Genomic DNA, 12,918 nt, shown 5'->3' with positions numbered 1-12,918 from the left:
ATATAAACCCTATATTATCTTGCTTGTTCTTTAATTAAATTTGGAACAATAGACAATGCTTCATCTACCTTATTTATGTCTTTGCCACCAGCTTGAGCCATGTCTGCTCTTCCGCCGCCGCCGCCACCAGTTTTCATAGCAACTTCCTTTATTATATTTCCTGCATGAATACCTTTTTCTATAATATCCTTTGTTACCATTCCTACAAAAGAAATTTTATCATCTTTTACACTAGCAAGTACTACAACTCCTGAACCTAAACGATTTTTTATTTCATCACCTAAATTCCTAAGGCTGTTCATATCCATATTATCTACCTTATAAACAATTGTAGGTACTTCACTTACAACCAGCTTAGATGACAATATCTCATCAGCAATAGATGATGCCATTTTTGCTTTTAGACTATCAATTTCCTTCTCCTTCTCTTTTGCTTCATCAACTAAAGTTCTAGCCTTTTCTAATAAATTATTTTTATTTGTCTTTAATATATCAGCTAGTTCTCCAATACTATCCTCCATATTGTTCATATACTCATATACAGACCCACCAGTTATTGCTTCTATCCTTCTAACTCCAGATGCAATACTTGATTCGGAAAGTATTTTAAATAAACCTATATTTGCAGTATTGGAAACATGAGTTCCTCCACATAGTTCCTTAGAATAGTCACCCATAGTTAAAACTCTAACTTCATCCTTATATTTATCTTCAAATAGTCCTACTACGCCCATCTCTTGTGCATTTTTAAGGGAAGTTTCTATAGTTATAACTTCTAAACTCTCAAGGATCTTAGAATTTACTATTTTTTCTATATCTTTTAATTCCTCTTTAGTTACACCTTCAAAATGAGTAAAATCAAATCTAAGTCTATTTGGCATAACTATAGAACCTGCTTGATTAACATGCTCTCCTAGTACATCCTTCAATGCTCTATGAAGAAGATGAGTTGCCGAGTGATTTCTTCTAATAGAATCCCTCCTATTGTCATCTACAGAAGCTATTACTTTTGTACCCACTTTAGCTACTCCATCTATAATCCTTACTATATGAATTAAATGGTTTCCCTTAGAATGTTTGGTATCCAATACTATAGCTTTAAAATCAGAGCCTTCTATTATTCCAGTATCTCCTACTTGCCCTCCTGATTCTCCATAAAATGGTGATTCATTTAGTATAATAATTCCTTCTTCTTCAGTCTTTAACTTATCTACTTTTTCATTATTAGTAAATAATCCTATTATTTCAGATACAATACTGGTTTTTTCATATCCTACAAAAGTAGTTTCTAATCCTTCAAAAAGGTCTTGTTCATTACCTGTAGCCCATCCACTGTCTCCTTCATCTCTTGCTTTTCTAGCTCTATTCCTTTGCTCTTCCATATTAGCATTGAACTCATTTTCATCGACTTGTAAATTTTTTTCTTCAAGAATTTCTTTTGTTAAATCAAGAGGAAATCCATAAGTATCATATAATTTGAATGCCTTTTCTCCAGATAAAATATTCTGATTATTTAGTTTTATTTCTTCTATATACTCCTCCAAAATAGATATTCCTTGATGTATAGTTTCTTGGAATTTATCTTCTTCTGCCTTGATTACTTTTTTGATTTGTTCTTCTCTTTCTTTGATTTCTGGATATTCTACTTTCCATGAATTAATTACTACATCAACAATTTGACTTAAAAATTCTTCCTCTATACCAAGAAGTTTACCATGTCTAGCTGCTCTACGAATTAATCTTCTTAATACATATCCTCTTCCTTCATTACTAGGTAATACTCCATCCGATACTAAAAAAGTCATGGCTCTACTATGGTCTGTAATCACTCTTATAGATTCATCTTTTTTGGAATCATTTCCATATTTAACTTTAGCCGCTTCTTCTACTTTTTTAATAATTTCCCTAATAGCCTCAGTGTCAAATATAGTCTTTGTTCCTTCCATTACGCAAGTAATTCTCTCTAATCCCATTCCTGTATCAATATTTGGATTTGGTAGTGAATGATATACTCCATTCTCATCTTTATCAAATTGGGTAAATACTAAATTCCAAACTTCAATAAATCTATCACATTCACATCCTGGTTTGCAATTAGGAGAACCACACCCATGCTTTTCTCCCCTATCAACATATATCTCAGAACATGGACCAGATGGCCCTACCTCCAACTCCCAAAAGTTGTCTTCTTTACCTAGTCTGACTATTCTCTCTACTGGAACACCTACCTCCTTATTCCATATTTCGAAAGCTTCGTCATCTTCTAAATATATAGTTACCCATAAATCCTCTTTACTTATTCCCATTCTTTCCGTAAGAAACTCCCAGGCCCAAGCAGTAGCTTCTCTCTTAAAATAATCTCCAAAAGAAAAGTTCCCCAACATTTCAAAAAAAGTAGCATGTCTATCTGTTTTACCTACATTATCAATATCACCTGTTCTAATACATTTTTGACATGTTGCCATTCTTTTATTCGGCGGTGTTTGCTCTCCTGTAAAGTATTTTTTTAGTGGTGCCATTCCTGCTCCGATTAATAGTAACGATTTATCGTTTTTTGGTACAAGTGAAAAACTTGATGCTACTAAATGCTCTTTTTCTTTAAAAAAATCTAAAAATTCTTTTCTTATTTCATGTAATCCCATCTTTTTCATTATATACACCTCTCCATTTAAGATTATCCATAGACTCCAAGTTCATTCGAAGCTATCTAATTTTATCCGTTTTGTAAATTGCAAAAACGTCCCTATTCTAGGGACGAAATTCTCTATTCGATATATTTGGATTATAATTTAATATTACCTATTTGTCAATAACGAGAACCTTTAATTCTGTATATTTGGTGGTCTTCTATTACTTATAAATTTAAATAGTATCATAAAAACGGCTACTACTGGAACGGCTAAAATCATTCCCAATACTCCAAATATACCTCCTCCAACTATTATTGAAATAAGAATTATCAATGGATGAATTCCAGTTGTTTCTCCTATTACCTTAGGTGCAAGTATATTATTTTCCGCCCATTGTATAAAGACAAAGAATAAGGCTATCCATATTGCCTTTAATGGACTAATTAAATATGCAAAAAACACTGCTGGTAAAAATCCTAAAAAAGGTCCTATATACGGTATTATATCAGCAATACCAGTTATAAATCCAATTACAATTGCAAAATCAATCCCCATAATAAGCAAGACTATAGAGGTTGCAATCCCCACATATGCAGCCATAATTATTTTACCTCTAACAAATTTAGATAAGGAGTCATCAATCTCAAAACAAAGTTTTTTACAATCTTCTTTATATTTTGTAGGAATAAACCCCATTAAAGTGTTTTTAAAATAATCTTTATCTACTAGAAAATAAAATGTCAATATAGGAGTTAATATTAAGCTTACAAGCTTTGAAAATGTATTCATTATTCCTCCAATAAAATTTTTAAGTCCATTTACTACCATATGTTCTATTCCTACTATGTTTTCCATTACTACTTGTTGAACTCCTTGAAACATTGGCGGCAAGTCACCTAAAGTAGAATAATACTTATTATATAACTCATCTATTACTGAGGAAGCCTTCTCTAAATACATGGGCATATATACTACAAGTCTTTTTATTTCAGTAGTTGATTTTGGTATTACTAAAAACGCCAAAATTAAAAATAATGCAACTATTCCTAGGTACAAAAGAAGAACTCCTTTTAATCTATTTACTTTTTTAGACTCTAAAAAATTAATTACTGGATTAAAAAGATATGCTAGAATTGCAGAAAAAATTATGGTATAAAAAGTTTCTGATAATATTGGATATTTTTTAAATAAATTAAAAATCAAAAACAAAAATATTAATCCTGTTATTACTGGTAAAATTTTTTTATCATTAATTTTAATCTTTTTTCTATCGGATACAAAATTATTCCCAATATTAATAAGATAATAAATGATTAATATTAATAATATAGTAAGAAGTGTCCAAATAAATTTAATAAAAAAGCTCGGCGGCTTCATGGTTTTCACCCCTTTAAAATTTGTGAAAAGGCAGCATATGCTGCCTAGCCCCACAAGGAATTCATTCCATCTTTTAAATTAGCTCTCATTTTTCTTGCAGATTTCATCATTTTCCTCTTATTTATCGGTGTTATTGCTGAGCTAATAACTATACCTAATGATGTTCCTATAATAGTTCCCCAAAATGCATTGTTTTTATATCCATTATTAAACAATTTATTCATCTCCTTTTTTATATCTATATGATATATATTGTCACTAAAAGGAGAGAATAATTCTGTTAGTATTATCTAATATTAGAATTTATTGCAAAAATATTTATATTCTTTATAGCTCTTCAAAATCGTGCTCATGATGATCATCATCAAAATTCACATCCTCTAACCCTTCAATATAAACGTTATTCTTCTTGGAATAATCTAACAAAGCTGATTTAATAGCTTGTTCAGCCAATACAGAACAATGCATCTTTACTGGAGGTAGTCCATCAAGAGCCTCTGCAACAGCCTTATTAGTTAATTCCATAGCCTCTTCTATAGTCTTGCCTTTAATTAACTCTGTGGCCATGCTTGATGATGCAATAGCAGAACCACATCCAAATGTTTTAAACTTAACATCTTCAATAATTCCATTTTCTATTTTAAGATACATTTTCATTATATCTCCACATTTAGCATTGCCAACTTCGCCTATACCGTCTGCATCTAGTATTTCACCAACATTTCTTGGATTTTGAAAATGGTCCATTACTTTTTCTGAGTACATTTATTTTTCCTCCTTTATCTTTTCATATAATGGTGACATCATCCTTAGTCTATCTACTATTTTTACAAGTTTCTCTACTACATAGTCTATTTCTTCTTCTGTGTTAAAATCTCCTAAGGACAATCTAAGAGAACCATGAGCGATTTCATGAGGAAGTCCAATAGCTAGTAAAACATGAGAAGGATCCAATGAACCAGAAGTACAAGCTGAACCGCTTGAGCCAGCAATTCCTTCCATGTCTAAACTAAGTAACAAAGATTCCCCTTCAATAAATCTAAAACACATATTTACATTTCCAGGAAGTCTATGAGTCGGATGACCATTTAATCTTACATAAGAAATGTTTGATTGTATCTTTTGAATCAAGCTATCTCTTAATTTAATTAATTTATCATTATGTTCATCTAAATTTTCATAAGCTAATTCAATGGCTTTGCCCATTCCTACAATAGCTGGTACATTTTCTGTTCCTGCTCTTCTATTTCGTTCTTGTCCTCCTCCAGATATAAGAGAATCAATTTTCACTCCTTGTCTAATATATAAAGCTCCTATTCCTTTTGGTCCATAGAATTTATGAGCTGACATGGATAAAAGGTCTATATTCAATTCTTTTACATTTATTCTAATATGTCCCATTGCTTGAACTGCATCTGTATAGAAATATATATTCTTTTCCTTTGCTATTTCCCCAATTTTCTTAATCGGTTGTATAGTTCCAATTTCATTGTTTGCAAACATAATTGATATAAGTATTGTTTTATCTGTTATAGCCTTTTTAAGTTCTTCCAAATCAATTAACCCGTATTCATCAACATCTAAATAAGTTACTTCAAATCCATTTTTTTGTAGATATTCACAGGTGTGTAATATTGCATGATGCTCAATTTTAGTAGTTATAATATGATTCCCTTTATTCTTATTTGCATACGCAATACCTTTTATAGCCCAGTTATCAGCCTCAGAACCTCCTCCAGTAAAGAATATCTCCTTTTTATCGGCACCAATACTATTTGCTACTTTTTCTCTTGCCTCTTCTACAGCTCTTTTTGATAAGCTGCCTAAAGAATAGACAGATGATGGATTACCATATTTTTCAGTGAAATAAGGTATCATTTCTTCTAATACTTCTTTTTTTACTGGTGTTGTAGCAGCATTATCCATATATATATATTTTCCCATCGACTTTTCCTCCTAAGTTTACTCTTTTCTATTTAATTTATTTTCATCATCCACCATATCTTGCAATGTGATGGAATCGATTACTTCATCAATACTATCTTTTATCTTTACCCAAACTAATTTGGTTACACATCTGTCTTCCCTAGAACATTCAAATTCATCATCCATAACACAATCAGATGGTGCCATATTTCCCTCCAATGCTCTTAGAATACTGCCCACTGTAATTTCCTTTGGTTCTCTTGATAACATATACCCACCCTGAGCACCTCTAACACTATTTAATAATCCTTCTTTTTTTAATGTAGAAAATAATTGCTCTAAATAGTTTTCAGATAGATTTTGTTCATCAGCAATTTGTTTTAAGGGTATTGGTCCATCACCATGATATAAAGCCAATTGAAACATAGCCTTTAGTCCATATCTTCCCCTTGTAGATAATTTCATTTTTTCACCTCTTTTATTCCCAACTAGTTTCCTTGGTTTTCCTTAATAAGTATATTATACCCTAGTGTTTTTGTCAACATTCATATCAAATAAAAATTTACATTAAAAAAGAAGAGCAACTTAGCTCTTCTTTATTCACTAAGGAAATATTAAGGACAATCCGTATCTAATTGAGGTGGGAAAAAATCTGGAAACTCTGCATATTCAATAAATTGCTCACAAACATCTTGTGGGCTAAATTCTTCACATGGAGGTGGTGGCGGACAATAACCAAATGTTGGTATTAAAAGTTGAACTGTACCTATTACCTTGATTATAATAAATACTCCTGCTGTAAAAACTAATTTCTTTTCTGTTTGTACTGGAGGAAGTAAAACTTCAGAACTAGTTTCAATTACTATCCTAAAATCAAATTCATCCCTAGCATCTGGAATATATAATATGATATCTTTAAATATATCTGGCAAAAATCCTTCTTCTATTATATTTCCATTAGGGTCTAAAACTTGAAAAGGAATTCTTACTGTAAATCTTACCCTTCTAAAATTTGGAGTATCTGTATCCGTAACTATTAATGTATTAGGTACTATAAATCCAGGTCTAAATCTTATGCTTCCAAAGGTTTTATCGCATATTTCTACTTCTACTTCAGGAAAACATTCTCTTTGCTGACAGCTTGCAAATACTTTGTCAACAATAATGCAATCACAATCTAATTCTTGTACTTGATTAATATTAAATTCAGCCATTATTTTCACTCCTTTTATTTAATAAAGTCATATTCACTAACATATTATGTATAAATATACTAATGTGCTACTAATTAATTATGGAGGTGAAATAAATGTTTCAACCAAATATTAATATTGTTATTAACTCTAATAAAGAAATATTTATATTCAAATTATCGAAAGATGAAGATATTCTATATACGATTTTTGATTCATCACTAAACATGTTAAAATCTGAATATTTATATACTAAAAACATATTAAAATATTCTACTTTTATTGATGAAAATAATATAATACACCTTATTGCACTTATAAATACTGGAGAATTAAACTATTATAAATACATCAATGGTGAATGGTCAAAAGCTAAAATAGCAAAATTTAATATGAAATCAAATATTTATAATCAAGTAGAAATTCTAATGATTAAAAATAAGCTTCATATATTATATAATTATTCTAATTTGATAAACTCTAATATTTGGACTATCCAACATGTTATCTATGGTAGTGAGGAAAAATATAATGCTATTAGATACATATCAAATAAGACTCCAGATCCTTTCGTTGTAGATGTAGATAGCCAAGGTAATATTCATCTATTATATAGAAGTAATATGAATACCCCTCAGATATATCATAGTTTTTACAGCCCCTATACTAAATCTTGGAGTTCCTTGTCAAAACAAATATCTTCTGATAATTATATTAATTTTCCACCTTTTTTATTTATAGATTCTCAAGATAATCTACATGGTTTATGGCTGGAAAAATTAGATGATAAAGAACAAGTTAAATATTTAAAAATGAGTTCCAGTGGAAAAGAAAAATATATCTGGAAAGATATAAAGCTTCCATATACTAAATTAATTAAATATACTCCAATAATATTTGAGGAAAACAATAAATTAAAATTAGTATTTATATCTGAAGATAATATGGAACTTCTCTATTCATTAGACCATGGTAATTCTTGGCTAATCGAAAAAAGTCATGAAAACTTAAATGAAAATATAATATTAGCTAAAATTAAGTCAAATATAAATAAAATTAATTATATTTATTGTAATCCCTCTGATAATATAAAATTATACTTTTTAGATTCATTTTTATATAAAGAACCTCAAATAATTTGTAAAAACTCTTTATCAGAATTAGAAGAAAAAGAAACACCTCCAGAATCTATGAAAATCAAATCTGATTTTATAAATGAACTGGAGGATAAATTTGATAATATATTAGATAGTTATAAATATATAGAATCTATTTTATCTCAAATATTGTACAATCAAGAAGATATACAACACAAGCTAGACAATATTATTACTCAAAACTCTATTGATTCAACAAATACATCTTTTTTTCGTAAATTATTTAAATGAACTAGATATAAATTTTCTTATACTTATATCTGCCATCTTTATTTTCAGCAATATATATATCTGGAGTCCCAATATCTAACTCTTTTGTTTCCTTGATTAAAATATCTGCATATTTTATATTAATAAATTTTATTGCATAGTTGCACCCTGCCTTTATTGTGCAAGGAGTAGAGATAAGCTGAAAGTTTGTATAGCCTATTGATTCAAGTACAGAATATAGAAAAACCGCTTTATTTTTAGTTTGAAAAACAGCCATATAATAGTTACGGTTCATATTATTACCTCCTCCTTATAATATAAATATTTTCTTTAGTCTATAATTGTTACACTTTTTATAATAGATTAATATGTATATTTTAAGGAGTGATTTTTATGAAACTAGGTATCTCTGTAATATGTTCTACGAATAAAACTGGAATGCTGGAAAATATAATAGAAAATTTTATATCTCAAGAATATGAACTGAAAGAATTAATTATTGGTCTCAACTATAATGTAGCTAATTTAAATAATTTATTTGAATTAATTCTTCCCCATAAGAATATTCAATTATATAACTTAGGTAACAAAAAAACCTTAGGACAATGTCTGAATTTTTGTGTAGAAAAATCTAAATATCCTATTATAGCTAAATTTGATGATGATGACTATTATGCTCCTCTTTATCTATCAGATACTATAAAATCATTATCTTTAGAAAATGTGGGTATAGTAGGAAAATCTTGTACGTTTGTATATTTTATAGAGAAAAAACTTATAGGTATTAAAAATATGTCTATGGAAAATAAATATGTAACTAGAGTAGCTGGTTCTACTTTAATGTTTAAAAAAGAATTATTTAAACAAATTCGATTTCAAAATGTGAATTTAGGAGAAGACATTAAATTCTGCAATGATTGTTTGAAAATCGGATATAAGATATACTCCACAAATAAATATCATTATGTATATGTAAGAAATAAAAGAAATAAACATACATGGAAAATTGGTAATGAATATATAATGAAACAATGTTCTTTTTTATCTAGAACTGAAGATTATAAGAAATATATTGAAAATAGTGTCAATAAAACTAAAAAAACATATCTATAATATAGAATAGATATGTTTTTTTAGTTAGAAATAATATATAAATTTAGTTTATTATAAGCAAAAGTTTAGGAGGTTCGTTATGGAAAATCCTTATAAGAAGCATCTTAAACAGTATGTAATAAAAAAGATAGAAGATAAAAATATAATGAAAACAAAAAATCCTATTAAGTTTCATATTCAAGATAGTATTAGAGTAGCTTGTATACTTGATGAATTTAGCTATGAATGTTTCAAATATGAAGCCAAATTCATTCAGCTTGGTATAAATAATTGGAAACAATTAATGATAGATACTGTACCTCATTTCTTGTTTGTTGAAGCTGCCTGGGAAGGTTATAACAAGGAGTGGGGTGATAAAATTGCTAATCTCCATTTATATAAAGATAATACTATTTTATCTATTATTAGATATTGTAATGAAAATAATATTCCCACTGTATTTTGGGCAAAAGAAGATCCTTATGATTTTAATATTTTCATTGAAACTGCAAAGCATTTTGATTATATATTTACGACTGATTCTAATAGTATACTTAGGTATAGGCAAATAGTAAATCATAACAATATATTCGTTCTACCCTTTGCAGCTCAACCTAAATTACACAATCCAATTGGAAAAGATAAAGTCAAGATAGGGAAGGTAGCTTTTGCTGGCGGTTGGTATAGTAAATTCCCTGATAGATCTAAAAATATTGAAAATGTATTAAAACCTGCATTTAAATATAATCTTGCTATCTATGATAGATTTAAAGCTTCAAACAACCCGAAGAACTCATTCCCTAAAGAATATACTCCTTATATAATAGGTTCTTTAAACTACAAAAATATGGTATCAGAATATAAAAAATATGATGTTTTCTTAAATGTAAATTCTACTGATATTAGTCCAACTACATTTTCAAGGAGAATATTTGAGCTATTGGCTAGTGGTACACCTACTATAAGTAGTTATTCTAAGGGAATAGAACAGTTCTTCAAAGATATTGTATTGCTATCCAAGAGCCAAGATGATACTAATAGTTTTTTAAATTTACTCTTAAATAATAAAGATATAAAAGATAAACTTTCAGTCTTAGGTCAGAGAGAAGTATTTAACCACCACACATATAGACATAGATTTAATACTATATTAGATAAACTAAATATAAAAAAATCAGAATCTGAAAATGAAGGGGTTTCTATTATAACCTGTACAAATAGACCATTATCTTTAAAAAATATTTTAGATAATTATCTTTCACAATCATATATAAAAAAAGAACTGATTATCATAATAAACAATGATTTTATAAATATAGAAGATTGGACAGATATAGTCAAAATATATGACGATATCACTATATACAAGCTATCTGAAGAATATTCCTTAGGCAAATGTATAAACTTTGGAATAAAAAGAGCAAAATATCCTTATGTTTCAAAGTTTGATGATGATGACTATTATGGTCCTAATTATTTAGTCGACACTATGAATGCCTTTAAATATACTGATGCTGATGTAGTAGGTAAGAATACATTATATGCTTATATGGAAGCCTCTAAATCCTTAGTCTTAAGATATCCAAATCAAGAACATCAGTACTCTCAATATGTAGCTGGCTCAACATTAACTATGAGAAAAAGGATCTTTGATTATTTGAGTTTTAGTGATTTATCTAGAGGCGAAGATACAAAATTTTTAATGGATTGCATAAATATGGGTATTAAGATATATGCTACCGATAGATTTAACCATATTGTAATACGCAGAGCAAATATCGAAACCCATTCTTGGAAAATTAGCGAAAGTAATTTTATGAGAAATTGTATTATGATAAAAAAAACCAATGATTTTAAAAGTATTGTTACAATTTAAACTCAAGCTTTACAGCTTCTATATAAAAAGATACTAAATAATAAATATAGGGTTGTAGATAATTGTAAAGCAATTATCTACAACCCTATATTTACTTTTCCCCATTTATGAAAATCGTATATAGTTCATTTAATGTATAGGTCTTAATACCATTTTTTTTAATAAAATCTAATAACTCAAGAAAAAAATTCCTAATCCCATAACCTTTATAAGATAAATCCATAAACTCCTTATATTTTAAATTATTCCATTCTTTCCTTAATAATTTTGATTTAATGTTACTCATATAATCAAAAGTAGGGGAATTTAGTACAATATGCATTGGATGAAAGTTTAATACCATCAAACCTGGCTGACAAAACAATCCTTCACCAGAATTTTTAAAATTAAGATTTCCTTTGTGCAATAAATATGCTCCATCTTCAAAGTATATTGGAAATCTTATTAAACCTGATCTATGAACAAATGGTTCTATATTTTGTAAATAGGTACATAAATTAGAGTCATATTTGAATCCTCTTTTAATAAAAATTTCAGTGATATCATTGACATCAAAATATCTATGACACCGAAAAGATATACTCTCTGGAAGTATTGATTTACAATAATCTATTACTTCCAGATAATTTCCCCCCTGACTACTATTTGATAAGAAATTTGGGTGAATTCCTCCATCAATATAACCTATATTGATTAAATCCAACAAAACTTCGCTATGATTAGTTAAAAAAAAAGTTGGCTTTATTGAATACTTACTGATTAGACTCCAAGTATATTTTAATACATCTTCTGATGCCCAATCAGTATCTAAACTAATTGATATAATAGGTTCCTTTTTCCAGATCTTATCCATTATAAATCTCTCCTATGAATATATTAATATCTAATTATTATATTCGCAGGAGAGATTTTTCGTTAATTTTTTAATTAATTATAAATACCCTATCTATTCCATCAACTTCTTTAAAATTCACTTTTACATTTTCAGACTTAGATGTAGGTACATTTTTTCCAACATAATCCGCCCTAATTGGGAGTTCTCTGTGACCTCTATCTATTAAAACAGCTAATTGCACCCTAGAAGGTCTTCCTTTATCTACTAAGGCATCTAATGCTGCCCTAACAGTTCTTCCAGTATATATGACATCATCTACAAGTATAACAATCTTACCATCAATATTTACATTAAAAGTATCTTTTATTATAGGTTGTTCACTAATCTCTGTTAAATCATCCCTGTACAAAGTTATATCAAGGGAAAACACAGGGACATTCTGACCTTCAATCTCTTCTATTTTCTTAGCTAGTCTTTCAGCAAAGGGACATCCTCTAGTCTTGATTCCAACTAAAGCAATGTCTTTTGTTCCTTTATTTCTTTCAATTATTTCATTAGCTATTCTAGTAGTTGCCCTTTGTATAGCTTTTTCATCTAAAATAACCGCCTTAATATCCATATT

Annotated in this window: 13 protein-coding genes; 3 read left to right on the top strand and 10 right to left on the bottom strand. The window is 28.6% G+C overall.

Annotated features, from left to right (window positions below):
• Window positions 1–14: 14 nt before the first annotated feature.
• The 7 genes from alaS to BUB33_RS01030 all read right to left on the bottom strand — a co-directional run bounded on the left by alaS (window position 15) and on the right by BUB33_RS01030 (window position 7,147).
• On the bottom strand, window positions 15–2,651 hold the full coding sequence (gene alaS, locus BUB33_RS01055; RefSeq protein ID WP_072971903.1) for an alanine--tRNA ligase: 2,637 nt from the start codon (window positions 2,649–2,651) through the stop codon (window positions 15–17).
• 171 nt (window positions 2,652–2,822) lie between these two features.
• The gene (locus BUB33_RS01050; protein ID WP_072971900.1) at window positions 2,823–4,007 is read right to left on the bottom strand and encodes an AI-2E family transporter; all 1,185 of its coding nucleotides are present in this window, start codon (window positions 4,005–4,007) and stop codon (window positions 2,823–2,825) included.
• A 44-nt stretch (window positions 4,008–4,051) separates the two neighbouring features.
• Window positions 4,052–4,222 carry a hypothetical protein gene (locus BUB33_RS15950; protein ID WP_159429146.1) on the bottom strand — a complete coding sequence of 57 codons (171 nt, stop codon included), beginning with the start codon at window positions 4,220–4,222 and terminating at the stop codon, window positions 4,052–4,054.
• A 112-nt stretch (window positions 4,223–4,334) separates the two neighbouring features.
• On the bottom strand, window positions 4,335–4,772 hold the full coding sequence (gene nifU / locus BUB33_RS01045; RefSeq protein ID WP_072971897.1) for a Fe-S cluster assembly scaffold protein NifU: 438 nt from the start codon (window positions 4,770–4,772) through the stop codon (window positions 4,335–4,337).
• Window positions 4,773–5,951, bottom strand: a complete 1,179-nt coding sequence (gene nifS / locus BUB33_RS01040) for a cysteine desulfurase NifS (protein WP_072971896.1) — start codon at window positions 5,949–5,951, stop codon at window positions 4,773–4,775.
• An 18-nt stretch (window positions 5,952–5,969) separates the two neighbouring features.
• A complete protein-coding gene (locus BUB33_RS01035; RefSeq protein ID WP_072971893.1) occupies window positions 5,970–6,398 on the bottom strand; it encodes an RrF2 family transcriptional regulator in 429 nt (142 codons plus the stop codon).
• A 149-nt stretch (window positions 6,399–6,547) separates the two neighbouring features.
• The gene (locus tag BUB33_RS01030) at window positions 6,548–7,147 is read right to left on the bottom strand and encodes a hypothetical protein (RefSeq protein WP_072971890.1); all 600 of its coding nucleotides are present in this window, start codon (window positions 7,145–7,147) and stop codon (window positions 6,548–6,550) included.
• A 95-nt stretch (window positions 7,148–7,242) separates the two neighbouring features.
• Between BUB33_RS01030 and BUB33_RS01025 the strand changes: the two genes are divergently transcribed.
• The gene (locus BUB33_RS01025) at window positions 7,243–8,514 is read left to right on the top strand and encodes a hypothetical protein (RefSeq protein ID WP_072971887.1); all 1,272 of its coding nucleotides are present in this window, start codon (window positions 7,243–7,245) and stop codon (window positions 8,512–8,514) included.
• Between the two features lies 1 nt (window position 8,515).
• Here the strand turns inward: BUB33_RS01025 and BUB33_RS01020 are convergent, their stop codons facing one another.
• A complete protein-coding gene (locus BUB33_RS01020) occupies window positions 8,516–8,788 on the bottom strand; it encodes a putative Se/S carrier-like protein (RefSeq protein WP_072971885.1) in 273 nt (90 codons plus the stop codon).
• A gap of 98 nt (window positions 8,789–8,886) precedes the next feature.
• Between BUB33_RS01020 and BUB33_RS01015 the strand changes: the two genes are divergently transcribed.
• On the top strand, window positions 8,887–9,606 hold the full coding sequence (locus BUB33_RS01015; protein WP_072971882.1) for a glycosyltransferase family 2 protein: 720 nt from the start codon (window positions 8,887–8,889) through the stop codon (window positions 9,604–9,606).
• Window positions 9,607–9,685: 79 nt separating this feature from the next.
• Complete coding sequence (locus tag BUB33_RS01010) at window positions 9,686–11,461, top strand: glycosyltransferase family protein (protein WP_084725024.1); 1,776 nt, start codon at window positions 9,686–9,688, stop codon at window positions 11,459–11,461.
• Between the two features lie 91 nt (window positions 11,462–11,552).
• Here BUB33_RS01010 and BUB33_RS01005 read toward each other — a convergent pair whose 3' ends face one another.
• Together BUB33_RS01005 and pyrR are read right to left on the bottom strand one after the other, a co-directional pair.
• Window positions 11,553–12,314 carry a polysaccharide deacetylase WbmS family protein gene (locus tag BUB33_RS01005; RefSeq protein WP_072971879.1) on the bottom strand — a complete coding sequence of 254 codons (762 nt, stop codon included), beginning with the start codon at window positions 12,312–12,314 and terminating at the stop codon, window positions 11,553–11,555.
• Between the two features lie 70 nt (window positions 12,315–12,384).
• Complete coding sequence (gene pyrR / locus BUB33_RS01000) at window positions 12,385–12,915, bottom strand: bifunctional pyr operon transcriptional regulator/uracil phosphoribosyltransferase PyrR (RefSeq protein WP_072971875.1); 531 nt, start codon at window positions 12,913–12,915, stop codon at window positions 12,385–12,387.
• Between the last annotated feature and the right edge of the window lie 3 nt (window positions 12,916–12,918).

This window comes from Tissierella praeacuta DSM 18095 (genome assembly GCF_900128955.1).
GTDB classification, from domain to species: Bacteria; Bacillota; Clostridia; order Tissierellales; family Tissierellaceae; genus Tissierella; species Tissierella praeacuta.
Note: the sequence above shows the minus strand (reverse complement) of the source record. Positions and strands in the feature narration are given on the sequence as shown.